This window comes from Aurantimonas sp. 22II-16-19i, from assembly GCF_002088275.1.
Lineage (GTDB): Bacteria > Pseudomonadota > Alphaproteobacteria > Rhizobiales > Rhizobiaceae > Jiella.
This window is the reverse complement of the sequence record NZ_AQQS01000006.1, coordinates 44,660-69,175: the sequence shown is the minus strand read 5'-3', so window position 1 is coordinate 69,175 and position 24,516 is coordinate 44,660. Positions and strand designations below refer to the sequence as shown.

Annotated in this window: 26 protein-coding genes; 12 read left to right on the top strand and 14 right to left on the bottom strand. The window is 68.1% G+C overall.

Annotated features, from left to right (window positions below):
- Positions 1-291: 291 nt before the first annotated feature.
- The 3 genes from ATO4_RS07335 to rsmA are packed head-to-tail and all read left to right on the top strand — an operon-like array spanning position 292 to position 3,133.
- Complete coding sequence (locus tag ATO4_RS07335) at positions 292-1,251, top strand: peptidylprolyl isomerase (RefSeq protein WP_245308615.1); 960 nt, start codon at positions 292-294, stop codon at positions 1,249-1,251.
- On the top strand, positions 1,248-2,306 hold the full coding sequence (gene pdxA / locus ATO4_RS07330) for a 4-hydroxythreonine-4-phosphate dehydrogenase PdxA (protein ID WP_083590783.1): 1,059 nt from the start codon (positions 1,248-1,250) through the stop codon (positions 2,304-2,306). The genes ATO4_RS07335 and pdxA overlap by 4 nt, the downstream gene beginning before the upstream one ends.
- The gene (gene rsmA / locus ATO4_RS07325) at positions 2,306-3,133 is read left to right on the top strand and encodes a 16S rRNA (adenine(1518)-N(6)/adenine(1519)-N(6))-dimethyltransferase RsmA (protein ID WP_083590782.1); all 828 of its coding nucleotides are present in this window, start codon (positions 2,306-2,308) and stop codon (positions 3,131-3,133) included. Before pdxA ends, rsmA begins: the two co-directional genes overlap by 1 nt.
- A gap of 102 nt (positions 3,134-3,235) precedes the next feature.
- Here rsmA and ATO4_RS07320 read toward each other — a convergent pair whose 3' ends face one another.
- The 8 genes from ATO4_RS07320 to ATO4_RS07290 form a co-directional block, all read right to left on the bottom strand.
- Positions 3,236-3,586, bottom strand: a complete 351-nt coding sequence (locus ATO4_RS07320) for a HepT-like ribonuclease domain-containing protein (protein ID WP_083590781.1) — start codon at positions 3,584-3,586, stop codon at positions 3,236-3,238.
- On the bottom strand, positions 3,586-3,885 hold the full coding sequence (locus ATO4_RS07315) for a nucleotidyltransferase domain-containing protein (RefSeq protein ID WP_083590780.1): 300 nt from the start codon (positions 3,883-3,885) through the stop codon (positions 3,586-3,588). Before ATO4_RS07315 ends, ATO4_RS07320 begins: the two co-directional genes overlap by 1 nt.
- A 49-nt stretch (positions 3,886-3,934) precedes the next feature.
- Entirely contained in the window at positions 3,935-4,243 is a 309-nt protein-coding gene (locus tag ATO4_RS26955) for a hypothetical protein (RefSeq protein WP_139802303.1), read from the bottom strand.
- Complete coding sequence (locus ATO4_RS07310) at positions 4,240-4,710, bottom strand: hypothetical protein (RefSeq protein ID WP_083590779.1); 471 nt, start codon at positions 4,708-4,710, stop codon at positions 4,240-4,242. The genes ATO4_RS26955 and ATO4_RS07310 overlap by 4 nt, the downstream gene beginning before the upstream one ends.
- A 251-nt stretch (positions 4,711-4,961) precedes the next feature.
- Entirely contained in the window at positions 4,962-5,627 is a 666-nt protein-coding gene (gmk, locus tag ATO4_RS07305) for a guanylate kinase (protein ID WP_083590778.1), read from the bottom strand.
- Positions 5,624-6,511 carry a YicC/YloC family endoribonuclease gene (locus ATO4_RS07300; RefSeq protein WP_083590777.1) on the bottom strand — a complete coding sequence of 296 codons (888 nt, stop codon included), beginning with the start codon at positions 6,509-6,511 and terminating at the stop codon, positions 5,624-5,626. Before ATO4_RS07300 ends, gmk begins: the two co-directional genes overlap by 4 nt.
- A gap of 214 nt (positions 6,512-6,725) precedes the next feature.
- The gene (gene mltG, locus ATO4_RS07295) at positions 6,726-7,853 is read right to left on the bottom strand and encodes an endolytic transglycosylase MltG (protein WP_245308614.1); all 1,128 of its coding nucleotides are present in this window, start codon (positions 7,851-7,853) and stop codon (positions 6,726-6,728) included.
- Between the two features lie 242 nt (positions 7,854-8,095).
- A complete protein-coding gene (locus tag ATO4_RS07290; protein WP_083590775.1) occupies positions 8,096-8,569 on the bottom strand; it encodes a MarR family winged helix-turn-helix transcriptional regulator in 474 nt (157 codons plus the stop codon).
- A gap of 55 nt (positions 8,570-8,624) precedes the next feature.
- On the opposite strand from ATO4_RS07290, the gene ATO4_RS07285 reads away from it, so the two are divergent.
- The 8 genes from ATO4_RS07285 (at position 8,625) to ATO4_RS07250 (ending at position 13,958) form a co-directional block, all read left to right on the top strand.
- Positions 8,625-9,329, top strand: a complete 705-nt coding sequence (locus tag ATO4_RS07285; protein ID WP_245308613.1) for a glutathione S-transferase family protein — start codon at positions 8,625-8,627, stop codon at positions 9,327-9,329.
- A 35-nt stretch (positions 9,330-9,364) separates the two neighbouring features.
- Positions 9,365-10,060, top strand: a complete 696-nt coding sequence (locus ATO4_RS07280) for a DUF899 family protein (protein WP_083590774.1) — start codon at positions 9,365-9,367, stop codon at positions 10,058-10,060.
- Positions 10,061-10,092: 32 nt separating this feature from the next.
- Positions 10,093-10,704 carry a dihydrofolate reductase family protein gene (locus tag ATO4_RS07275; protein WP_083590773.1) on the top strand — a complete coding sequence of 204 codons (612 nt, stop codon included), beginning with the start codon at positions 10,093-10,095 and terminating at the stop codon, positions 10,702-10,704.
- Complete coding sequence (locus ATO4_RS07270; RefSeq protein ID WP_083590772.1) at positions 10,701-11,360, top strand: glutathione S-transferase family protein; 660 nt, start codon at positions 10,701-10,703, stop codon at positions 11,358-11,360. The genes ATO4_RS07275 and ATO4_RS07270 overlap by 4 nt, the downstream gene beginning before the upstream one ends.
- Positions 11,361-11,429: 69 nt before the next feature.
- The gene (locus ATO4_RS07265) at positions 11,430-11,867 is read left to right on the top strand and encodes a VOC family protein (RefSeq protein WP_083590771.1); all 438 of its coding nucleotides are present in this window, start codon (positions 11,430-11,432) and stop codon (positions 11,865-11,867) included.
- 67 nt (positions 11,868-11,934) lie between these two features.
- Positions 11,935-12,642, top strand: a complete 708-nt coding sequence (locus ATO4_RS07260; RefSeq protein ID WP_083590865.1) for a DUF1428 domain-containing protein — start codon at positions 11,935-11,937, stop codon at positions 12,640-12,642.
- A 40-nt stretch (positions 12,643-12,682) separates the two neighbouring features.
- Positions 12,683-13,465: a VOC family protein gene (locus ATO4_RS07255; protein ID WP_083590770.1), complete on the top strand. Its 783-nt coding sequence runs from the start codon at positions 12,683-12,685 to the stop codon at positions 13,463-13,465.
- Between the two features lie 16 nt (positions 13,466-13,481).
- The gene (locus ATO4_RS07250; protein WP_083590769.1) at positions 13,482-13,958 is read left to right on the top strand and encodes a VOC family protein; all 477 of its coding nucleotides are present in this window, start codon (positions 13,482-13,484) and stop codon (positions 13,956-13,958) included.
- A gap of 175 nt (positions 13,959-14,133) precedes the next feature.
- On the opposite strand, the gene ATO4_RS07245 is transcribed toward ATO4_RS07250, so the two are convergent.
- The 6 genes from ATO4_RS07245 to ATO4_RS07220 all read right to left on the bottom strand — a co-directional run bounded on the left by ATO4_RS07245 (position 14,134) and on the right by ATO4_RS07220 (position 23,094).
- Entirely contained in the window at positions 14,134-15,084 is a 951-nt protein-coding gene (locus ATO4_RS07245; protein WP_083590768.1) for a sulfotransferase domain-containing protein, read from the bottom strand.
- A gap of 438 nt (positions 15,085-15,522) precedes the next feature.
- A complete protein-coding gene (locus ATO4_RS07240; protein ID WP_245308612.1) occupies positions 15,523-16,770 on the bottom strand; it encodes a DUF4167 domain-containing protein in 1,248 nt (415 codons plus the stop codon).
- A gap of 355 nt (positions 16,771-17,125) precedes the next feature.
- Positions 17,126-18,130: a peptide chain release factor N(5)-glutamine methyltransferase gene (gene prmC / locus ATO4_RS07235; protein WP_083590766.1), complete on the bottom strand. Its 1,005-nt coding sequence runs from the start codon at positions 18,128-18,130 to the stop codon at positions 17,126-17,128.
- Positions 18,131-18,140: 10 nt separating this feature from the next.
- Positions 18,141-19,226 (bottom strand): peptide chain release factor 1, encoded by a 1,086-nt coding sequence (gene prfA, locus ATO4_RS07230; protein WP_083590765.1) that lies wholly within the window; start codon positions 19,224-19,226, stop codon positions 18,141-18,143.
- Positions 19,227-19,340: 114 nt separating this feature from the next.
- Entirely contained in the window at positions 19,341-21,569 is a 2,229-nt protein-coding gene (ptsP, locus tag ATO4_RS07225; RefSeq protein WP_083590764.1) for a phosphoenolpyruvate--protein phosphotransferase, read from the bottom strand.
- A gap of 271 nt (positions 21,570-21,840) precedes the next feature.
- On the bottom strand, positions 21,841-23,094 hold the full coding sequence (locus ATO4_RS07220) for an aspartate kinase (protein WP_083590763.1): 1,254 nt from the start codon (positions 23,092-23,094) through the stop codon (positions 21,841-21,843).
- Between the two features lie 452 nt (positions 23,095-23,546).
- Here ATO4_RS07220 and ubiG point away from each other — a divergent pair, with 452 nt between their 5' ends.
- Positions 23,547-24,290, top strand: coding sequence for a bifunctional 2-polyprenyl-6-hydroxyphenol methylase/3-demethylubiquinol 3-O-methyltransferase UbiG (gene ubiG, locus ATO4_RS07215; protein WP_083590762.1), 744 nt, complete (start codon positions 23,547-23,549; stop codon positions 24,288-24,290).
- Positions 24,291-24,516 lie beyond the last annotated feature (226 nt).

The window sequence follows — 24,516 nt, the reverse complement described above, 5'->3', positions numbered from 1 at the left end:
GGAGATCGCGCGGGCAGGACGAAGCGGTGAGCATCGGGCCGGCATGCGGCGGACCATCATGCTTTCGCCAAAGCTTTGGTGTTGATGGCCTCCAGGCATGTCGCATCGGTTGCAGCCCTCGTTCTTCCGGCGGAGCGTCTTTTGGCCGGGAGTGTCTTCTCACGGGGACCGAACTCGCCTAAACGAAAGCTGCCACTTGCGGGATGCGGTCGCTCGAGACGTTCAGCGTGCGTGAGCACGGCCGACGTTGCGGCAGGACAAGTCACCTCGACTGGGGAGTAAGCAGCCTCGATGACCTTCATGAGCTCGATGACCTTCGTGAGACTGGGCCTGGCCGTCGCCACGGCCGTCTGCGTCGCCGCCCCGACCGGATTTCCGGGCGCCACCCGCCCGGCGATGGCCGCGACGGAAGTCGCCGTCGTCGTCAACGGACAGCCGGTCACCACCTTCCAGATCCGCCAGCGGGCCGCCTTCCTGAAGCTCCGGCGCGAGAGCGGCAACCTGACCAAGAAGGCGACCGACGAGCTCGTCGACGAGGCGCTGAAGAGCCAGGAGATGCGCCGGCGCGGCGTCAGCATCCCGGACGAGGCCGTCGAGCAGGCCTTCGAGAACTTCGCCCAGCAGAACAAGCTGACCGTTCCCCAGCTCACCGAAGTCCTGTCGCGCGCCGGCTTCTCCGCCAGATCCTTCAAGGACTACATCCGGATCCAGATGGGTTGGGGCCAGGCGGTGCAGGCGAGCCTGCGCAGCAATGACGCGCTGAGCGAGCAGGACGTCGTCCAGAAGATGCTGGCCCAGGGCGGCAAGAAGCCGAGCACGACCGAATACACGCTGCAGCAGGTGATCTTCGTGGTGCCGCCGGACGAGCGCGGTTCGCTGCTGTCGCGGCGCAAGCGCGAGGCGGAAGGCATGCGGTCGCGGCTGCAGGGCTGCGAGCGGACCTACGACATCGCCAAGCAGCTGGTCGACGTCACCGTGCGCGATCTCGGGCGCGTCGCGGCGCCCGAATTGCCGCCGCGGTGGAAGGACGCCATCGAGAACGCCAAGGCCGGCAAGACGACGCCGGTCCAGGAGACCGAGCGCGGCGCCGAGTTCATCGCCGTGTGCAACACGAGGCAGATCTCCGACGACAAGAGCGCCGCCATGGTGTTCCGCGCCCAGGAGCTCGAAAAGCTCGGCAAGGGCGAATCGGGGCCCGACAAGGCGCTCCTCGACAAGCTGCGGAAGAACGCCCGAATCGTCCGAAAATGAGCCGCCCCGACGCGTCTGGCGCTCCGGCAGCGCCGCTCGCCGTCACGCTCGGCGAGCCGTCGGGCGTTGGACCCGACATCCTCCTGATGCTGAAAGCCTCGAGCGACGGCAGGCTGCCGCCGCTCTTCGTCCTCGCCGACCCCTCGATGCTGAAGGCGCGGGCCGAGCGGCTCGGCCTCGCCGCCAGCATCGACGTCGCCATCGTCGGCTCTCCCGAGGAAGCCGGGGAGGTTCCGGCGCGCGCGCTTGCCGTCCTGCCCCTCGCCGAGCGCCAGGACGAGACGCCGGGAACGCCGAACCTCCTCAACGGCATCGGCACCATCGCGGCGATCGACCGGGCGACGGGGTTCGCCCTCGACGGCCAGGCCTCCGGCATCGTCACCGGGCCGATCGACAAGAAGGCGCTCTACGACGTCGGCTTCCGGCATCCCGGCCATACCGAATATCTCGCCGAACTCTGCTCCCGGCGCGTAGGAATCGACCTCACTCCGGTGATGCTGCTCACCGGGCCGGAGCTGTCCTGCGTGCCCGTCACCATCCACATCCCGCTCGCCGAGGTGCCGCGGCAGCTGACGAGCGAGCTGATCGTCACCACCTGCCGCATCACCGCCGCCGATTATCGCCGCCGCCTCGGCGTCGCCGCGCCGCGGCTCGCGGTGTCGGGGCTGAACCCCCATGCCGGCGAAAAGGGCGCCATCGGCGCCGAGGACGAGGCGGTGATCCGCCCGGCCGTCGAGATGCTGCGCGCCGAAGGGATCGACGCCATCGGCCCGCTGCCCGCCGACACGATGTTCCACCCGCCGGCCCGGGCGCGCTACGACGTCGCCATCTGCATGTATCACGACCAGGCGCTGATCCCGGCAAAGACCCTCGCCTTCGACCAGACCGTCAACGTCACGCTCGGCCTGCCGATCATCCGCACCTCGCCGGACCACGGCACCGCGGCCGACATCGCCGGCACGAGCAAGGCCCGCCCGGACAGCTTCAGAGCCGCCCTGTCGCTCGCCTGGCGGATGGCGGAAATCGAGGCGCGGTCCGGCGCGACGCAGCGCTGATGGCGTCGCCGGACGGCCTGCCGCCGCTGCGCGCGGTGATCGATGCCCATGGCCTTTCGCCGAAGAAGAGCCTCGGCCAGAATTTCCTTCTCGACCTCAACCTCACCGGCCGCATCGCCCGCCAGGCGCTGCCGTTCGACAACGTCACCGTCGTCGAGGTCGGCCCCGGCCCCGGCGGCCTGACGCGGGCCCTTCTTGCCGAAGGGGCGGGACGGGTGGTGGCGATCGAGAAGGACCCGCGCTGCATCGCCGCGTTGGAGGAGATCGCGGCCCATCATTCCGGCCGGCTCGACATCGTCGCCGCCGATGCGCTGACGGTCGATCTGGCGGGGCTGGCGGCGGGGGGCCGGATCAAGATCGTCGCCAACCTGCCCTACAATGTCGGCACGCAGCTCCTCTTGAACTGGCTGACGCCGCCGGACTGGCCGCCCGCCTGGGAGAGCCTGACACTGATGTTCCAGAAGGAGGTCGCCGAGCGCATCGTCGCGGCGCCGGGCACCGATCACTACGGCCGGCTCTCGGTGCTGGCCGGATGGCGGGCCAGGGCGAAGATCCTGTTCGACGTCTCGCCCGCCGCCTTCACGCCGCCGCCGAAGGTCACCTCCTCGATCGTCCACATCGTGCCGCGCGAGGCGCCCGAGCCCGCCGCCCTGGCAAAGCTCGAGACAGTCACCGCCGCCGCCTTCGGCCAGCGCCGCAAGATGCTGCGCCAGAGCCTGAAAAGCCTCGGCGGCGAGCAGCTGCTCACCAGCGTCGGCATCGACCCGCAGCGCCGGGCCGAAACCCTCAGCGTGAGCGAGTTCGTGGCGCTGGCGAATGCGGTGTGAGGGGAACGCCGCCTGACCTCTCCCTGTCCGGAGCCGCGAGGCGAAAGGGACGGGAACGAGGGCGACGGCTCAATTCTTGCCGGCATGCCCCGCCGACATGCGCTATCCGTCCAGCCGGGTCATCAGCCGGATGATGGCGGGCCGCAGAGCCGGCAAATGGACGGCCAGGATCGACCGGATGTCGTTCTGGTTGATGCGATTGTATTCGTGGCGCAGGAAGCTGCCGATGCCGATGATCCTCTGCCAAGGGACATCGGGCTCCTGGCTCCGCAATTCCGGTGGCAGTTCCTTGGCTGCCTCGGAAATGATCTGGATCGATCGCTCGACCGCGCGAACGAGCACGAAGTCTCCGACGATCGTCTCGAAGGCCAATCCTTCCGTATGGGACAGGATGCCGTCGATGTTCTCCAGAATGTGCTGGAGCCTGACGCGGGGGTCTTTGGCCGAAACCATCAGAAGACACGAACCGCGCTGCTTTCGATCGACGGCCGGTAGACAGGCACCAGCCGGTCGCGGGTGCTGAACCCGATCTCGATCCCCGGAAACGCCTTCTCCAGCGCCTCATAGGGCGCGAGGAAGTCCATGATGTCGGCGTCCCGCCCCTCGTCGAAGTCGGCCAGCAGATCGATATCGCTGTCCGGCCCGGCCTCGTCGCGCGCGTAGGAGCCATAGAGATACAGCGCCGCCACGCCATGGGCGCGGATCTGCGGCTCCAGGGCCTTCAGGCGGGCGATGACGTCGTCGCGGGTCATGAACGCAACATAGGTTGGACTTCGGGAGGTGTCATCCTGCATTGCGGGCTCAGGGAGCGTCGCCCGGAATGTTAAGTGACCTTTCCTCAGGATGGAAAAACGTCGGTTGCCCGAGCCGCGCTTTAATACTCATCGATTTAACCACCGACGTGCAGCGCTTGACGGCCCCGATCGAGTACCCGCCAGACACGTGAGACCGGCCGAGGAAATTCACCGACGGCGCGGGCATAGGCTCGGCGGGGGTTCGGGTTGCGGATCTGCGCGATGAAAATTCCAGGAAGCGGATCGTAGCCTGGTCGCCGGCAGCGGCGACCAGGGCAGGTTTGCGCGAGGGGACGAAGGCGACAATCCGGCTCATGCCGTCACAGCGGTCCTTAGGGTATCGGCAAAAAGCCATTCCCGATCTGTGGGCCGCTTGATCCAGATGTCGCGCCACGCATTCCGTGAAGTGTTGTTCGCCACCCGCGACGCGAACTGCGACGGCGAGCAAGGCTGCTCATCCAAATAGAGCTGTTGGTGCCGCACCTCCGCCAGCTTCTCTCCGCCCTTGTAGGAGATTTTCAGTTGCGTCCCGTTCGGCAGAAAGACGCTTTGCCAATGATAACCCTTCGCCGGATGACCATACTTGACCACCGTCTCATCGGCTCCCTCGTCCGCTACGGCCTCCGCATGCTCCTTCGACCAGATATCCGGATCACCCCGGGTCCGGTCGAGAAACGACTCGATGAGGTTTTCTATCATACCCCCAACGTCGACTCGCCCGTTGGAGCGAAGGACCATTTCGGCAATCAGGTCCCCACGAACTGAGACGGACATCGCAGGCATGGCAGGCTCCTTGATAAGACAGCGACCGACTGTCGCACTGCTGCTATAGCACTGCTATCGTAGATTCACAATAGTTCTTACTCTCTTTCGCCCTTATGCAGGCGTGGCATATGAGATGAAGGACAATATCATGCCCTCAGTCGGCGAGCATACGCGCGCTTCTGCACCGGTAAGCCGCGAGACTATCAATCGACAGATGAAGGTGCGCGGATCGTCCGCGAGCATGGCAGCCCTTCAAAACAGCTCCCCCCTCACCCCACCTCCTGCGCCAGCAGCGCTTCCGTGAACGCCTCCAGCCCCGGCCGCCTGTCCCGCTTCAGCCGTTCCGCCGCGATGATCGCCCGCACCGCCTGAAACGCCCGGTCGAGGTCGTCGTTGACGACGACATAGTCGTAGTCGCGCCATCGGCCGATCTCGACCTTGGAGTTCTTCAGGCGGATGGCGATGGTCTCGGCAGAGTCCTCGGCGCGGCGCAGCAGCCGGGTCTTCAGCTCCGCCATCGAGGGCGGCAGGATGAAGATCGAGACGACGTCGTCGCCGGCCTTCTCCTGCAGCTGCAGGGCGCCCTGGTAGTCGATGTCGAAGAGCATGTCGCGGCCCTCGCGCATCGCCTTTTCGGCCGGCGCCCGGGGCGTGCCGTAGAAGTTGCCGTGGACCTCCGCCCATTCCAAGAGGCCGTCACCGGCGCGCAGCCGGTCGAACTCATCGCGGTCGACGAAGCGGTAGTGGATGCCGTCGATCTCGCTGGTGCGCCGGGCCCGCGTCGTCACCGACACCGACAGCGAGAAGCTCGGGTCGAATTCGAGAAGGTTGCGGGCGATCGTCGACTTGCCCGCCCCCGAGGGCGAGGAGAGGACCAGCATGATGCCGCGGCGGGCGATGTCCGGCGTCGAGCCGAGGTCGGGGATCAGCGTCATTCGATGTTCTGTACCTGCTCGCGGAACTGGTCGACGACGACCTTGAGGTCGAGCCCGATCGCCGTCAGCGTGGCCGCGTTGGATTTCGAGCAGATGGTATTCGATTCGCGGTGAAATTCCTGTGAAAGGAAGTCCAGCCGGCGCCCGATCACCCCGCCGGCCGAAAGCAGCGCCTCGGCTGCCGCCAGATGGGCGCGCAGCCGGTCGATCTCCTCGCGGATGTCGGCCTTGGCGGCCAGAAGCGCCGCCTCCTGGTGGAGACGCCCCGCATCGAGATTCTCGCTCGCCCCGACCAGCGCCTCGACCTGGTCCTTCAGGCGCCTGCGGATCGCCTCGGTGGTGCGGGCGGGATCCTTGTCGGCCCGCTCGGCGAGATCGGCGATCTCGGCCAGCCGGGCGGAGAGGATGGCGGCGAGCGCCGCGCCCTCCTCGCGCCGCACGGCCTCGAGCCGCGACAGCGCCGCCTCGAATCCGGCGACGACGGCGCGGTCGCGCGCCTGCGCCCCGGTTTCGTCCAGCGTCTGCTCGGCGACGTCGATCAGGCCCTTGATGGCGAGGAGGCCGTCGGCCGTCGGCGGCGCGGCGTGGCCGTCGGCGACCAGCTTGCCCGACATGGCGAGGACCCGCGCCAGCATCTCCTCGTTGACGACGAGGCGGGCGACGCCCGGTTCGCGCCGCCACTGGAGATTGGCCTGCAGGTTGCCGCGGGTGACGGTGGCGGAAACGAGCCGCTTCAGCTCGCCTTCCAGATGTTCCAGGCCCTGGGGCAGGCGGTAGCGCACGTCGAGGGTCTTGCCGTTGACGGCCCGCAGCTCCCAGACGAAGGAGCCGGCGTCCGTCTCGACCTCGGCCCGCGCAAAGCCCGTCATGCTTCTGACCGCCATGGCGCGTCCCCCGTTGCTCGATCTGCCCCGCACCCCTTCCCGAAGAGAGAAAGTCGGCTGCATCAGCCGATGGAGTGTCCCATCCCGGCGCCCGGATCAAGCCCCGGCGGCGGGAAGTCCGGGGATTGCACCTCCGCCGCCACGCGCCGTGCCTTCGCCACAGAGGTCGCCATCCCGTCGCGCGGCGGTGCGTCGGCCGGACCGCCTCTGCCATTCAGCCGCCATTGCCGGAGGCGGCGCTCTCCTCGGCGGCACGCTGGCGCTCGATCGCGCGGTACTTGGCGACGTTGTTGTTGTGCTCGCGCAGCGTCGGGGAGAAGACGTGGCCGCCGGTGCCGTCGGCGACGAAATAGAGATCGTCGCTCTCCATCGGATGGGCCACCGCCTCCAGCGCCGCCCGGCCCGGATTGGCAATCGGGCCCGGCGGCAGGCCGCGGATCTTGTAGGTGTTGTAGGGCGTGTCGCTGTCCTTGTCGGACTGGGTCACCGGCTGGCCGGACGGCTTGCCGGCGCCGCCATAGACGCCGTAGAGGAAGGTCGGGTCGGAATCGAGCCGCATGCCCTTCCTCAGGCGGTTGATGAACACCGAGGCGACATGCGCCCGCTCCCCGGCGATGCCGGTCTCGCGCTCGACGATCGAGGCCAGCGTGATGAACTGGCCGATGTCCTTGATCGGCAGATTCTCGTCGCGCCCCTCCCAGATCTCCTGGACCATCTGGTCCTGGGCGGACTTCATCTGCCGGACGATCTCCTTGCGCGTGGTGCCGCGCTGGACGAGATAGGTGTCGGGCTTCAGCGTGCCCTCCGGAACCTCGTCGGGCATCTCGCCGGCGAGGAAGTCGGCGTCCCGGATCCGCTCATAGGCCCGGTTGACGGTCCAGCCCTCGGGGATCGTCACGGCGTGCATGATCGAATCGCCGCTCTTCAGCTTCTCCATCACCTGGCGCATGGAGGCGCCGGGCGGGAAGGCGAACTCGCCGGCCTTCAGCTGCGAGCCGGCGCCGGAGAGCCGCACGCCATATTCGAAGACGTCGGCATCGGAGATGATGCCGGCCGTCTCGAGCCCCGTCGCGATGGCGGAGACGCCGGTCGAGCGCGGCACCACGTAGGACGCTTCCTGCTGCAGCGGACCGGGCCGCTCGAACTCGCCCTTGCCCCAGTAGATCAGCGCTCCGGCGACGAGCACCGCGAACAGCGCCGCCGACAGGCAGAAATTGAGGAAGATCACCAGCTGGTTGCGGGCGTGACGCGACCGCTTCGGCGGCTTGGGAGCGGGCGATGGGGTGAACGAACGGCCGCGATAGCCCCGACGCTCGCCGCCGTCTCCATATTGATCGCTCACCGACACCCCCTTTTCATGCACTGTCCCGGCCCGTTCCGGCGTCTTCTGGCAGCATGCCAATGTGGCAAAACGCCGGACAAGGCAAGGAATGAGCCGGGAAGACATCGCGACCGGCGTCGGCAGATCGACGCGTCGGGGCCGCCGAAAGGGCCGTTGCGGCCGCCGCCTGCCGGGGCTTGCGCCGCCGCGCCCTGGGCTCCGCGGCCCCCGACGCCGGCCCGGACGGCGCTTCGCACGGCAGCTCAGGCGAGAGCGTCGAGCCCCGCCCGCAGCCGGTCCGGCTCGCCGGCAAGGCCGAGCTTCGTTTCCAGTTCGGCCTGCGTCCACTCCCAGAGCGGCACCGCGTCGACGAGAAGCGCGATTCCCGCCTCGGTCAGCGCCAGGCGGCGCGAGCGCCGGTCCGCCGCGTCCGGGCGCACCTCGACGAGGCCGCGCCTCTGCAGGGGCTTGAGGTTCGCCGTCAGCGTCGTGCGGTCCATGCCGAGAAGCTGCGCCACGGCGCCGAGGGTCGGCGGCTCCGGCCGGTTCAGCGACATCATGATCGAGAACTGGCCGCTCTTCAGGTCCAGCGGCCGAAACGCCTCGTCGAACTTCCGGGCGATGCCCCGCGCCGCACGCTGCGTGTGGAGGCAGAGGCAGGTGTCGCGGACGCGCAGCGTGGTGGTGAAGGGGACGGTTCTCGATGGATCGGCAGGCGAATCATTTCGGTTTGACATGGCTCATTTACGTTGATATCAACTCTTATGTCCAGTTGGGAATTGGGAGGTTCCGGTGCAAGACGCTTCGATCGACGACGCAACCGGCGGAGGCGCATCCATCGTCGTCACCGCCTATGACTGGGTTCCCTCCTTTGCCCAGGGCCATGTGCGCGACCTGCGGGTCCGCTGGGCGCTGAACGAGGCGGATCTGCCTTACGCGGCCCGGCTGATCGACCACCAGCAGAAGACCGAGCCCGAGCATCTCGCCCGCCAGCCCTTCGCCCAGGTCCCGGCGATCGAGATGGACGGCGGCTCGATGTTCGAATCCGGCGCCATCGTCTGGAGCATCGCCGAGGCCAGCGACCATCTCCTGCCGAAGGACCCGGCGACCCGCCGGCAGGCCCTCACCTGGACTTTCGCGGCGCTCAACACCGTCGAGCCGGTGGTCGCCCGGCTCGCCGAGGTGGTCTTCTTCCTCGACGACGAGGAGCTGAAGACGAAGCTCCGCCCCCGCGCCGTGGCGGCGGTCGAGACCCGCCTTGCCCAGCTGCAGACAGCGCTCGGCGACCGCGACCATCTCGTCGGCGACTTCTGCGCGCCGGACATCCTGATGGCGACGGTGCTGCGCGATCTCGGCCACAGCGATCTCCTCTCCCACTATCCGGCCCTTGCCCGCTACCTCGAGCGCTGCACCGCAAGACCGGCCTTCCAGCGGGCGCTGGGCGAGCAGCTCGAGTCCTTCGCGCAGAACGCCCATCGCTACGAGCGGGCCGCCTGAGATCGCCGCCCTCGTCGAGGGGAAGGAGACGACACATGCAGGACGCAGAGTTGAAGCCGGCGGGCGAACTCGCCCGTCTCGCGCCGGTGCATTTTCCCAACGAGAGCAGCGCCTATCGCAAGGCCCGCACGGAGCTCCTCGCCGAGGAGATCGAGCTGCGCCGCCACATCGCGAGGGTCGCGGCCCAGCGCCGCGCCCTGCCGCCCGGCGGCGAAGTGACGACGGACTATCGCTTCGTCGGGATCGACGGCGAGGTCGGCCTCGCCGATCTCTTCGGCCCGCACGACACGCTCGTCCTCTACAGCTTCATGTACGGGCCGGCGCGCGAAAACCTCTGCCCGATGTGCAGTGCGACGATGAGTTCCTGGGACGGCGAGGTGCCGCATATTGCGCAGCGCGTCGGCTTCGCGATGGTCGCCCGCTCGCCGATCGAGCGGTTGTCGCGCCTTGCCGAAGCACGGGGCTGGCGGCACCTGAAGCTCTACAGCGACCCGTCCGGCGACTACACGGCGGACTATGTCGGCGAGCGCGACGCCGACATGCCGGCCTACAACGTCTTTTCCCGCAGGAGCGGCACGATCCGGCACTTCTGGGCCCCCGAGGGCGGCATGGAGGTCGCCGATCCCGGCCAGGACCCGCACATGGCGCCGGACCTCAATCCGCTCTGGATCATCCTCGACACGACCCCCGGGGGCCGCGGGACCGACTGGTATCCGAGCCTTCGCTACTGATCGGCAAGACGTGCCGCGAGAGAGAAATTCCGATGCGCCAGATCATTGCCGGCATGTTCCAGTCCCTCGACGGCGTCGTCCAGGCGCCGGGCGGCCCGAACGAGGACGAAAGCGGCGGCTTTGCCTTCGGCGGCTGGCTGGTTCCGCATTTCAGCGAGACCACCGGCGCCTTCATCGACGAGGTCTTCGCGGGCGAGTTCGATCTGCTCCTGGGGCGAAGAACCTACGACATCTTCGCCGCCTATTGGCCGAAGATCGAGAACGACCCCTTCGCCGACAAGTTCAACGCGGCGGCGAAATACGTGCTGACCTCGTCGAGCGAGCCGCTCGCTTGGCAGAACTCCCACCGGCTCGAGGACTTCGCCGCCGTCGAGGCGCTGAAGCGGACCGACGGGCCGCGGCTGATCGTCCAGGGATCGAGCACGATCTATCCCGGGCTCATCGAGAACGGCCTGATCGACCGGCTGTTTCTCCTCACCTTCCCGATTATTCTCGGCAGCGGCAAGCGGGCGCTTCCCGGCGCCATGCCGACGGCCTTCAAACTGCTGGAACATCGGGTCTCGGAGAGCGACGTGATCATCGCCGTCTACGAGCCGGCGGGCGCGGTGCGGACCGGCAGCTTCGCGCTGGAGGAGCAGACATGATGCCGCAGCTCTTCGCCCATCCCTTCTCCTCCTATTGCCAGAAGGTGCTGATCGCCCTCTACGAGAACGATACGCCCTTCGAATTCCGCATGCTCGGGCCCGACGCCCCGGATGCCTACAGGGAACTGACGGCGCACTGGCCGATCGGCAAGTTCCCGATGCTTTTGGACGACGGCCGGCCGGTCAACGAGGCCTCGATCATCATCGAGCACCTGGCGCTGCATCACCCCGGCCCTGTCCGACTGATCCCGGAAGCCCCGGAAAGGGCGCTGGAGGTGCGCTTCTGGGACCGGTTCTTCGACAACTACATCGCGATGCCTCAGCAGAAGTTCGTCATCGACGCCATGTGCCCCAAGGACAAGCGCGATCCCTACGGCGTCGAACGTGCCGGAGCGATGCTCGACACCGCCTATGCCCATCTCGACCGCCACATGGCGGGCCGCGAATGGGTGGCGGGGGCGGCCTTCTCCCTCGCCGACTGTTCCGCCGCGCCACAGCTCTTCTATGCCGATTGGACCCATCCGATCGGCGAGCGCTTTCCCGCCGTCACCGCCTATCGCAAGCGACTAATGGCGCGGCCCTCCTTCGCCCGCTGCATCGAGGAGGCGCGGCCCCACCGCCCGCTCTTCCCGCTCGGTGCTCCCGATCGGGACTGAAGCCGGAAGACGGCCCCGACCCGAGACGAAACCGGCGACCGATGCGCCAGACACTGAAGTGAAGCGTCCATGAGCCAGAAGATCTTCATCAATCTCCCCGTCAGCGACGTTCCGCGTTCCACCGCCTTCTACGAAGCGCTCGGCGCGACGAAGAACGAGCGGTTTTCCAACGCGACGACCTCCGGGATGGTGATCTCGGACACCATCCACGTCATGCTGATGTCCCACCAGCGCTGGCGGGACTTCACGGCGAAGACGATTCCCGACGCCAAGGCCAGCGCCCAGATGCTGCTCTGCCTGATGCTGGAGAGCCCCGCGGCCTGCGACGCCGCGGTGGAGGCGGCGGTTGCCGCCGGCGGCAAGGCCGATCCGACGCCGAAGCAGGATTACGGCTTCATGTATGGCCGCTCCTACGAGGATCCCGACGGGCACATCTGGGAAGTCGCCTGGATGGATCTCGCCGCGATGGAGAAGGCCATGGCCGAAGGCGGCCCGGCGGCAGGCTGAGAAGCGCCGGATGCGGTGGATCCTGCCGATCGACCGCCCGGCGCCAACGGAAACGAAGGAGAGTGAGATGACCTACATCCAGGGCTTCGTGACCGCGGTTCCGACCGCGAACCGTCAGGCCTTCGTCGAACACGCCAGAAAGGCGGCCGAGCTGATGCGCGAATTCGGCGCCAGCCGCGTCGTCGATGCCTGGGGCGTCGACGTTCCGGACGGCAAGGTCAACGACTTCAAGGGCGCCGTTGCGGCGAAGGCGGACGAGACCGTCTGCTTCGGCTGGATGGAGTTTCCCGACGAGGCGGCGGCGAAGGCCTGCTTCGACAAGATGATGTCCGACCCGCGCATGCGGGAGATCGGCGACATGCCCTTCGACGGCAAGCGCATGATCTTCGGCGGCTTCGAGCCGCTGATGGACGAGGGCGCGGCCGTCGAGGGCGGCTATGTCGACGGCTTCGTCATTCCCGTCCCGGCGGGCAAGCGCGAGGCTTTCCGCGACATGGCGTTGACCGCCTGGCCGATGTTCCGCGACCACGGGGCGACGCGGGACGTCGAAGCCTGGGGCGTCGACGTCCCGCGTGGAACCGTCACCGATTTCTTCCGGGCCGCCCATGCCGAGGACGGCGAGCACGTCGTCTTCGCCTTTCTCGAATGGCCCGACAAGGAAACCCGCGATGCCGGCATGAAGGCGGTGATGGAAGACGAGCGGATGGCGACGATGCCGCCCGAAATGCCCTTCGACGGCAAGCGCATGATCTTCGCCGGTTTCGAGGTCGTCTGACAGGCCCGAAGTCTCTCGCACGAACAACAGGAGGCCTTGCATGGCCAATGTTCACGGCACCCCGATCTGGTACGAGCTCCTGACCAGCAACCAGGACGCCGCCCAGGATTTCTACGGAAATGTCCTCGGCTGGACGATCGCCAAGCCCGAAATGGGCCCGCCCGGCATCGATTATCGGGTGGCATCGGCAAAGGACGGGCCGGTCGGCGGTATCATGAGGATGCCGGAGGGTGCGCCGATGCCGCCCACATGGCTGATCTATTTCGGCGTGGACGACGTCGACGCCGCGGTGGCAAAGGCGCAAGGCCTCGGCGCCGCCGTCCACATGCCGCCGATGGACATCCCGGATGTCGGCCGGATGGCCTTTCTCGCCGATCCGCAGCGCTGCCTGTTCTACGTCATGCGCGGCTTTTCCCCCGAAGAGAGCCATGCCTTCCAGGACGGCATGACCGCCCTTCCCGGCCACGGCGTCTGGAACGAGCTGGCGTCGCCGGATCAGGGCGCGGCAGTCGCCTTCTATGGCGAACTCCTCGGCTTCCGGCAGGAGGGCGCCATGCCGATGGGCGATCTCGGCGAGTATCGCTTCTGGTACGCCGGCGAAACCCGGATCGGCGCCGTCATGCCGCAGATGCCGGGCGGGCCGGCGGGCTGGCTGGTGTATTTCTCCGTCGACGACATCGATGCGGCGCATCGGCGGCTGGAAACGGCCGGCGGCAAGATCCTGGAGGGTCCGAGCGAGGTGCCGGGCGGCGCCTTCACGATCCTCTCGGCCGATCCGCAGGGCGCCCGCTTCGGCCTCGTCGGCCCGCGCAAGACGGCTTGAGATCATGGTGCAAGCTATGACGGACAGGATCGCCACTTGCCTGTGGTTCGACACGAATGGCGAGGAGGCCGCGCGCTTCTACGTCGATCTCTTCCCCGCCTCCGCGATCGACCGGATCATGCATGCGCCGGCGGACTATCCCTCGGGCTCTGCCGGCAACGTCCTGATGATCGACTTCACCCTCTCCGGGCGGCGCTTCCAGGCGTTGAACGGCGGGCCGAACTTCACCTTCACCGAGGCGATCTCGCTGTCGATCGACTGCGACGGCCAGGACGAGGTCGATCGCTATCACGCCGCCTTGTCGGCGCATCCCGAGAACGAGGCCTGCGGCTGGGTGAAGGACCGCTTCGGCCTGTCCTGGCAGATCGTCCCGCGCATCCTGCCGGCCCTCCTCTGCGATCCGGACCGGGCGAAGGCCAAGCGGGTGATGGAGGCGATGATGGCGATGAAGAAGATCGACGTCGCGGCGATCGAGCGGGCCGCGAGGGGCTGAGCCGCACGAGGCTCGGCTCGATGAGGAGCCGATCCGCCGACGGAGCCGGGGAAAGGTCCGCCGACCTGCCGCTTCCTTCGCCGGAGAGAGGCGGCCCGTCATCCACCGCGACGGGCCGCCCGCTCATGCGGGCCGCCTGTTCATGAGGCCCGCCCGTTCACGAGGCGACTCGCCCTCAGGCCGCGGCAACCGCGTCATGGCGCGCGCCGTTGGCCAGCCAGTCGGCGCATTCCGGCGAAAGCTCGGCCTTCACCTTCGCCTCATAGGCCGCGACGTCCTCGGGCAGGAGTTCGTCGTGCCAGCGGCCGTTGACGCCGCGATGGATGAAGCTCGTGGCACCGCCCTCCCAGAGCGCCCCGCCCAGCGGCGCGGCCTTTTCGGCATGGGCCTTCATGTAGTCGAAGCTGCAATGGGAAAGCACCGCCTCCCAGCGCTCCTGGTCGACGTCGATCTCCAGGAACGCGGCGATCCGCGCGATCTCGCCAGGCATGTCGGCCTTGAGGTCGGCGAAATGCACGAGATGGACATTCGGCAGATCGCGGATCGCCCACCAGGACCGGACATTCTCGAAGAACGGCCAGAAGGGATGGCCGTCGCCCTCGAGCCAGTCGAGGAAGTACTGGCGCTTGGAAGCCGGCGGCGGCGCGATCGGCGGGCCGACACGGCCGGGCGTGTCGTTGAGCGCCTCGTACCAGGCGGCATTGGCCGTCGCATGGTGGTTGTGCATGCTCCACACGACGTCGCGCCCGTCCCGGCCGATATAGAGATATTTGGCCTTGGGCGAAAACACCAGCGCGTCGACCGGCAGGTGGGTCTTCAGGAACCGGCGGTGGGTCTGCGCCTCGATCACCGGCAGCTTGATCGCCTTCGGCGGCACGCGCAGGTCGACCCAGGGCGAGATCTCGCCGACGTCGACGTCCTCCGCGCCCTGGAAGATCAGCTGCCCGACGATCTGCTGCATCCAGGTCGTGCCGGACTTGGCGTAGGTGGCGATGACGATGTCGTCGTCGCGCATGACGAGATCGTTCCAGATCGTCGAATCGAAATGATGGTTGTGCATCTCGCGCGTCTTGCGCGGCCATTCCAGCGATTGGCCCAACGATTGGCCCAACGATTGGTTGTTCATGATCGCCTCCTGAGACTGGATGGCGAGGGATTACTCGCCGAATATTTCAGCGAGATTTCAAGACCGTCCGATGGCCGACCTCCCGATCGCGCCCGCAATACAATGCGCAAAGCGCAATCGGCCGTCGAAGAAGATCCGTCTTATCAACAGGATGACGAAAAAACGGACGCCGATGCATCCGCCCGCTGGAGCGGGATCCCGTGTGCTCGCCCGGCATCCCGCTTCATCATCCCGTTGCCGCACGAGTTTTTTCAAAGAGACGGTTCGCGCCTTTCGCGATCATGCCCGAATGGGACCGCGCCCTCAAAACCCTTGTGGGACCAGCCGCGTGACTGAACGCGGACAGGGGCGCGATCAGCTCGATCGCGCCCCTGGTCTTGCGTTCGCTCATGCCGGGGCAAAAGCCTGCCGTCGATCTGCGGCGGCAAAGCCGCTCCGTCAGCCGTTCGAGGCGAGCAGAAAGTCCGGCAGCTGGCCCTGGCTCTCGCCGTCGTCGTCGTCGTCGTCCGTTTTCTTGGCGCGCGTCGTGCGGCGGCGCTTCGGCTTTTCCTCCCCGGAGGCCTCGGCGTCGGCCTTGGCCTTGCGGCGCGGAGCGGCCTTCTTCGGCTCGTCCCCGGCTGCCGCGCTTCCGGTCGTCTCGCGCGCGTCGGCCGCCTCGGGCTGGCTCGCGGGTGCGGCCCTCGCCGCCGGCACCCCAGGCGCTTCACTACCCGTCTCGTTGGCCGCCTCGTTGCCCGTATCGTTGTTCGCCTCGGCCTTGTCGCCCAGCCGCGGACGGCGGGTGCGCGGGCGCCGCTTGGCGCGGCTCTGCGTCTCTTCGAGCGCTTCGGCAGCGGTCATGCCGATCGGCGCGTCGGTGTCCTGCGAGCCAGCAGTGTCGTCGCGAGCCGTCTCGGAGAAACGGTCGCTGCGACGCTCGCCGGAATTGCGATCCCGGCTGGACCGCTCGCCGGACGCCGCGCCGGCATCCTCGTTCGCATCGCCGGCGCCAAGATTGGCGCCCTGGTGGCCGCCGTGGCCGCTGGAGCGATTGTCGCCGTCGCCGCGCACCATCACCGGCTGCGGGCCGGAGCCGGCCGGCATGTTGGTGTTGTTGCGGTCGCGCCGGTCGCCGCGCTGGCCGTCGCGCGAGGGCTGGCCATCCCGCGAACCGTTCGAGCCGCCATTGGAGCCATTGTCGTCGCGCCGCGGGTTGTCGTCGCGGTTGCGCTGGCCGGGGCGGTTGCCGCCGCCCTGGTCGCGCGTGTTCTGGTCGCGGCCATCGCGGGCATTGGCATGCTGCGGACGGCGATCGCCCCGGTCGTTGTTTCGATCGTTGTTGCGATCGTTGCCGCGTTCATTCCGGTCGTTGCGTTCGTTGCGGTCGCTGCCCCGCTCGTCGCGGGTGTAGTTGCCGTTGTCGAAGCCGTCCTCGTCGTCCTCGTCGTCGTCGCTGTCGCGCATGTCGCGGTCGTCGCGCGGCTGCTGGAACTGCGCCTGGGCGGCGGCGACGATGCGATTGTAGTGCTCGGCGTGCTGGAGATAGTTCTCCGCCATCACCCGGTCGCCGGCAGCGGAGGCGTCCCGCGCCAGCATCGAATACTTCTCGGCGACGTGCTGGGCCGATCCGCGGATCTTGACGTCAGGGCCGTTCGACTCGTAGTTGCGCGAAAGCGGATTCGGACCCTTGCGTCCACGACCGCGCATACGGTTCTTCTGCTGCTGTCCAGGCCTCATGCTCTTCCTGTCTCTTGATGGTGGGAACATCCGCGATGTTCCGCCTCGGGAGCGTGCAAACTGCTCCTGTGCGCGGCCCTCTTTCCCAAGACGGGCCGGCGATGGAAATGTTCAAAAGTCGGTTTCGACTGGCGATCCGAAATCCCAGTTCAACGGACGACCTTCCGGTCATCTCGAGCATCTCCCGGCCCTGCCGTCTGAGATGTCCCCCTCGATTCCTCCGTACGCGCCTGACAATAGAGATGAAACCCCGGAGCGACAAGCCTTATTTCCCGGATCCGGCGTTTGCGCCCACAATCCGGCGGGCTTCGCGAAAGCTTGGTGCTCACCCCCGACCGAGCGTCAGCACGAGGATACGCTCTATCCCGGCAAGGTCCTTCGTGCGCCCCCCGGCGAGGAAACCGCAGGCTGCAAAGATCGCCTCGACGTCGCCGGCCTGACCCTGCCCGATCTCGACGACGACGGCCCCGCCCGGCCGCAGAAGGCCGGCCGCGCCCGCCGCGATGGCCCGGTAGGAGACGAGCCCGTCCGCGCCGCCGTCGAGGGCGGCGAGCGGGTCGTGCCGCCGCACCGAGACGTCCAGTCCGGCGATGTCCCTGCTCGGGATATAGGGCGGATTGGAGACGAGCAGGTCGAGGCTCCCGCCAAGGGCCGCGAGATGGTCGCAGAGAACCGGCATGAAACGCGCCGCGACGCCCGCAGCATGGGCGTTCTGCCGCGCCGTGACCAGCGCCCCTTCGGCAATGTCGATGGCGACGGCCTCGGCCTGCGGGCACAGGGCGAGCAGCGACACCGCGATGGCGCCCGTCCCGGTGCCGACGTCGGCGAACAGGCACGCGCCCCGCTCGGCGATCACCGCATCGATCAGCGGCCGTGCCACCTCGACGAGGAATTCCGTCTCCGGCCGCGGCTCGAGCGTCTCCGGCGACAGGGCGAAGTCGTGCTCGTAGAACGCCCGCCGCCCGATGATCCGGTGCACCGGCTCGCCGGCGAGGCGCCGGTGAAGAAAGCCGGCAAACTTTTTCGCCTGGGCGGCTTCGAGGGCCTGTCCGCTCAGGCGGTGGACCGCGGCGGGCGGGTTGCCCGTGGCTTCGGCGAGGAGCAGCCTCGCATCGAGCTCCGGCGTCGCAAAGACCGGTCCGCCGGGACTGGCGGGACTGGCGGCCGAGGCCTCCCGCAGGCGCTTCGCCGCCTCGACAAGGAGCGCGCCGAGCCGCGGGCCCTCGCCCGGCCGGTCATCGTCGGCGGCATCGGCAGCGGCCCTGCCGGTCCCGCCCGAGGCGGGCGCGGCCGTGCCCGACTTCGGCTCGCTCTCCTCGCTCACGGCCATCGGTGCGTCTTCACGCCCCGTCCTCGCCGCCGACGGCGGCGAGCAGCCGCGCCTGGTGGTCGGCGACCAGCGCCTCGACCAGTTCCTCCATCTCGCCCTCGATGACCCGGTCGAGCTTGTAGAGGGTGAGGTTGATGCGGTGGTCGGTGACGCGCCCCTGCGGGAAGTTGTAGGTGCGGATGCGCTCCGAGCGGTCGCCCGATCCGACCTGGCTCTTGCGGGCGGCCGAGCGCTCGTCGTCGGCCTTCTGGCGCTCCATGTCGAACAGCCGCGCCTTCAGGACCTGCATCGCCCGCGCCCGGTTCTGGTGCTGCGACTTCTCCGACGAGGTGACGACGATGCCGGTGGGCAGATGGGTGATGCGCACGGCGGAATCGGTGGTGTTGACGTGCTGGCCACCGGCGCCCGACGCCCGCATGGTGTCGATGCGGATGTCTTCCGCACGCACCTCGACGTCGATGTCCTCGGCCTCGGGCAGCACCGCGACGGTCGCCGCCGAGGTGTGGATGCGCCCGCCGGATTCGGTCTCGGGAACCCGCTGCACCCGGTGGACGCCGGATTCGAACTTCAGCCGCGAGAACACCCCGGCGCCGCGGATCGCGGCGATGACTTCCTTGTAGCCGCCGACCTCGCCCTCGCTCGCCGAGAGGATTTCCAGCTTCCAGCGGTTGAGCTCGCAATAGCGCTGGTACATGCGGAAGAGGTCACCGGCAAACAGCCCCGCCTCCGAGCCGCCGGTGCCGGCGCGGATTTCCAGGATCGCGCCCTTCTCGTCGGCGGCGTCCTTCGGCAGGAGCAGGAGGCGGATCTTCTGGGTCAGCGCCTCGATCGTCTCCTTCAGGCTATCGATCTCGAGTTCGGCGAGCTCGCGCATCTCTCGGTCGGCGGAGGGATCGGTCAGGAGCGCCCGCGAGCCCTTCAGCTCCTCCTCGGCCCGGCGATACTCGCCGATCGCGGCGTTCACCTCCTCGAGCCCGGCATATTCCGCCGCGAGCTTCGAATAGACCTCGTGCTCCGGGCCTTTCGCCATCTCGCGCTCGAGGGTGGCGAAGCGGTTCTGGATGTCGTTCAACGTCGCGTTCGGCAGGGTCGCCATGGGATCCGGTTCGGTGAATGGAATGACGGGTGTCGCGGCACGGTGGCTCTCGGCCAGACGCGTCTCGCCGCGAAGTCGCCGGCTCTGCCGCGTGACCGATGAAGGCCCGTTGCGCTAATATGGGATGGCGTGGCGCTCGGCAAAATCCTTCAGGAGCGCCCGTGCCGAGCCCGCCTCCTCCCCGTCGTCGAGGAGGGTGTGGAGTTCGCCCGCCAGGGCGCCGGCGTCGAGCGCCATCAGCATCGCCTTGACCGGCCCGATCGAGGGCGGCGCCATCGAGATGTTGCGGAAGCCGAGGCCGATCAGCGCCAGGGCCGAGAGCGGCCGGCCGGCCATCTCGCCGCACAGCGAGACCGGAACGTCGTGGCGCTCGCCGGCCCGCACCACGTCGCGCAGCGCCCGCAGGAACGGCACGGAGAGGTCGTCGTAGCGGTTCGCGACGTTGGCGTTGCCACGGTCGACGGCGAAGAAGAACTGGAACAGGTCGTTCGAGCCGATCGAGACGAAGTCCAGTTCGGCCATCAGCGGATCCAGCTGGTAGAGCAGCGAGGGCACCTCCAGCATCGCGCCGATCATCAGGCTCCTCGGCGGCGCGTAGCCGAAGCGCGCCAGGTGCTCGCTCTCGCGCCGGATCAGGGCCCGCGCGGCATGGATCTCCGACAGGTCGGTGACCATCGGGAACATGATGCGGATGGCGCTGCCCGACGCGGCCTTCAAGAGCGCCCGCAGTTGGGTGCGCAAGAGGCCCGGCCGGTCGAGGGCGAGGCGCATCGCCCGGTAGCCGAGCGCCGGGTTCTCCTCCGGCGCATGGCTGAGATAGGGCAGCAGCTTGTCGCCGCCGACGTCGAGGGTGCGGAAGGTGACGGGCTTGTCCTCCGCCGCCTCGATCACCGCCCGGTAGAGCCGCTCCTGGTCGCTGGCGCGCGGCATGGTCGAGGCGACCATGAACTGCAGCTCGGTGCGGAAGAGACCGATCCCCTCGGCGCCGGATTCGGCCAGCTGCGGCAGGTCGACGAGGAGCCCGGCATTCATCTGCAGCCCGATCGAGACGCCGTCGCGGGTGCGCGCCGGCTCGTCGCGCAGCGAGCGGTAGCGCTGCTGGCGCTCGGCCCGGAACCGCAGCTTGTCGGAAAACAGGTCGTGGACCTCGGGCGGCGGGCGCAGATGCACCGCACCGCTCTCGCCGTCGACGATGATCGCGTCGCCCTTCTCCGACATGGAGACGGCGCCCTTCACCTGGCCGGCGACGGGAATGCCGAGGGCCCGTGCGACGATAACGACATGGCTGGTCGCCGCGCCCTCTTCGAGGACGAGGCCGCGGATCTGGCCGCGGTGATAGTCGAGAAGCTCGGCCGCCCCCATGTTGCGGGCGACGACGACGGCGTCGGTGACGTCGCCATTGACGCTGCCCTGGCCGATCAGCTGGCGCAAGAGCCGGTTGGCGAGGTCGTCGAAATCGTGCAGCCGTTCGCGGATGTAGGGGTCGGTCAGGTGCATCATGCGCGCCCGCATGTCCGACTGCACCTTTTCCACCGCGGCCTCGGCGGTGAGGCCGTTGCGGACCGCCTCCTCCAGCCGGCGCACCCAGCCGCGGTCCTGGGCGAACTTGCGATAGGTCTCCAGCACCGCGCGATGCTCGCCCTCGTCGGCGACGTCGCGCCGCGCCAGCATGTCCTCGATCGATTCCCGCAGGATCGCCAGAGCCTCGGTGAGGCGCGACACCTCGCTGTCGACATCCTCGTTGAACAGGCTGGAGACGACGACGCGGGGCTCGTGCAGGACGACCCGGCCGATGCCGATGCCGTCGCAGAGCGGCACGCCGTCGAAGCTGACGGGCCGCGTCAGGTCGAGGGTGACGCCGGGGCGCGACAGGCCCTCCAGCCCGCCGGCGGCGATCATCTCGGCGATGACCATCGCCACCGTCTCGAGCGCCTCGGATTCCTCTTCCGGATAGTGCCGTCCGGCCGCCTTGGTCTGGACGACGAGGACGCCGAGGGTGCGGCCGGCCCTGAGCACCGGCACGCCGAGGAAGGTCGCGTAGATCTCCTCGCCGGTCTCCGGCAGGTAGGTGAAGGCGGGATGGTTCTGCGCGTCGGTCAGATTGAGCGGGCGCGCGGTCGCGGCGATGGTGCCGACGAGGCCCTCGCCGAGCCGCAGCTGCGCCAGGTGCACCGATCCGGGATTGAGGCCTTCGGTGGCGTAGAGTTCGAGCACGCCGTCGGCCCGCAGCACATAAAGCGAGCAGACCTCGGTCGCCATATGCTTGGCGATCAGCTTGACGATCTGATCGAGACGCACCTGCGGCTCCAGGGGCTCGATCATGAGCTCCCGGATGCGGCGCATCAGCACCCGCGGTCCTGAGGTGTCGCTCCTGTTCAACCCTGCCTTCCGTCCCGTGTCGCGACAAACGCTGTCGGAGATCGTTCCCGTCTCGCCGCTCCTTCACCCCGATGCCTGGTGCCGGGCGTCGTGCCGGCACGGCGATTGGGGCGACTCAGTGGCGCCGCTGCGGCCATGGTGCCGGATTAGCAGGTCATCAAGCAAGAAGCCTGCCGATTCTGGCATCCGCCGGACGAAGCGACCTTGCGTGGCTCGCCCGCCGCAGCGCCGTTCCTCAGGCCTTGTCGAGGCCGTAGACACCGTGCAGCGCCCGGACGGCGAGCTCGGTATAGTCGCCGTCGATGAGGATAGAGATCTTGATCTCGGAGGTGGTGATCGCCTTGATGTTGATGCCGCGGGCGGCGAGCGCCTTGAAGGCGGTGGCGGCGACGCCGGTGTGGCTGCGCATGCCGATGCCGATCACCGAGACCTTGGTGAGGCCCGATTCGCTCTGCAGCGCGTCGTAGCGCATCTCGGCCTTGGCCTTTTCGAGGATCGCCGTGGCCTTGCCGAGATCGCCGGCCGGGACGGTGAAGGTCATGTCGGTGGCATCGCCGGATTCGGAGATGTTCTGGACGATCATGTCGACATTGACGCCGGCATCGGCCAGCGGCCCGAAGATCGCCGCCGCGACGCCCGGCCGGTCCTCGACGCGCCGCAGCGAGATCTGCGCCTCGTCCTTCGAATAGGCGATGCCCGTTACGACCTGCTGTTCCACGATTTCGTCCTCGTCGCAAATGAGGGTTCCCGGCGGATTGTCGAAGTCGCCCATGCCGGGAGCATCCGGGTCCTCGAAGGAGGAGCGCACGAAGGTGCGCACCTTGTGTACCATGGCGAGCTCCACCGAGCGCACCTGCAGCACCTTGGCGCCGAGCGAGGCCATCTCCAGCATCTCCTCGAAGGAGATCTTGGCCATGCGGCGGGCCTTCGGCTCGATCCGCGGATCGGTGGTGTAGACGCCGTCGACGTCGGTGTAGATGTCGCAGCGGTCGGCGGCGATCGCCGCCGCGATGGCGACGGCGCTGGTGTCGGAGCCGCCGCGCCCGAGCGTCGCGATGCGGTTGTCGGGGGCGATGCCCTGGAAGCCGGCGACCACCGCCACCTGGCCTTCCTCGAAGCGCCGCACGATCTCGCTCGCCTCGATCTCCTGGATCCGCGCCGCGCCATGGGCGCCATCGGTGCGGATCGGGATCTGCCAGCCCTGCCAGGACCGCGCATTGACGCCCATCGCCTGGAGGGTGATGGCGAGAAGCCCGGCGGTCACCTGTTCGCCGGAAGCGACGATCGCGTCGTATTCGCGGGCGTCGTGCATGGGCGAGGCCTCGCGGCACCAGCCGACCAGCTCGTTGGTCTTGCCGGCCATGGCGGAGACGACGACGGCGACGTGATGGCCGGCATCGACCTCGCGTTTGACGTGCCGGGCGACGTTGCGGATACGGTCGATGTCGCCGACGGAAGTTCCGCCGAATTTCAGCACGAGACGGGCCATGGGCTGGGATCGTTCACCTGGGCACGGGCCCTTGCGGGCCGGCCGTTCCTCTTTTCGTTGATCGTGGCGGCAGCGGTGGGCCTGCCCCCTTCGGCGCGCGTTCCCTAGCCGATGGCGGCGATCCGCGCAATCTCTCGCGTGGCGGGTGGACATCGCCTCGCGCAGATGCACGCCGCGAGCCCGCTCTGCGACGAAAGCCGTACCCGCGGCCAGCGGAACGAGCGCGGATGCGAGGCGCCGCCATCGGTGACGAAGAGGGTCCCTTACCGACGTCGGGATCGGCTACCGCAAAAGTGGCATCGGTACTGCCGATCCGAGGCGGCCATCGAATCTCGATGGCCGGCTACGCATCGCCGAGGGACCGCGACGTATCGGCCCGGTTTCGCAAAGGCGCTTGACTTCACCACCTCGGACCGAACATCCGTAACCGAAGCAAGGAACGGGACGGATCGATGCCGGACGCAACGACGATCGACGCGGGCGAGGTGGAACGCTTCTCCCGGCTGGCGCAGGAATGGTGGAATCCCGCCGGCAAGTTCAAGCCGCTGCACAGGTTCAACCCGGTCCGGCTGGACTATATCCGCCGGGAAGTGGCGACGAATTTCGCCCGCGACGTCATGCAGCCGAAGCCCTTCGACGGCCTGTCGGTGCTCGACATCGGCTGCGGCGGCGGGCTGATCGCCGAACCCCTGGCCCGGCTCGGCGCCCGTGTCGTCGGCGCGGACGCCTCCGAGACCAACATCGAGGTGGCCAAGCTCCACGCCGCGGGGTCGGGCCTTGCCATCGACTACCGGGCGACGACGGCCGAGGCCATCGCCGCCGGCGGCGAGACCTTCGACGTGGTGCTGGCGCTCGAGGTCGTCGAGCACGTCGCCGACGTCGAATTGTTCCTCTCCTCCTGCGCCGCCATGGTGAAGCCGGGGGGGCTGCTCTTCGTCGCGACGATCAACCGGACGTTCAAGGCCCTGACCTTCGCGATCGTCGGCGCCGAATATGTCCTCGGCTGGCTGCCCAAGGGCACCCACCAATATGCCAAGCTGGTCCGCCCGGCCGAGATCGAGCGGCCGGTCCAGGCGGCCGGGCTGTCGATGATCGACGAGACCGGCGTCGTCTACCATCCGCTGGCCGACGAATGGCGGATGTCGCGCGACATGGATGTCAACTACATGGTCCTCGCCCGCCGTCCCGAAATCTGACGATCCGGGACGAAACGGCCGCGAGGCGGGTGATCGGGCAAGTATGCCGGCAGCCTTTGCGGCGATTTTTCTTCGGCGAATCCGTTTGGGCGCAAATCGCCGGAAAGCAACCCGCGACAGAACGACGACAAGCTTTATGCGTTTCTGCCGTTTTCCTCGCTGTGGCCGGATCAGGTCGCGGGCGAGACAGGGCTGATCACTGCTGCAATATTGACACATCGCAAGT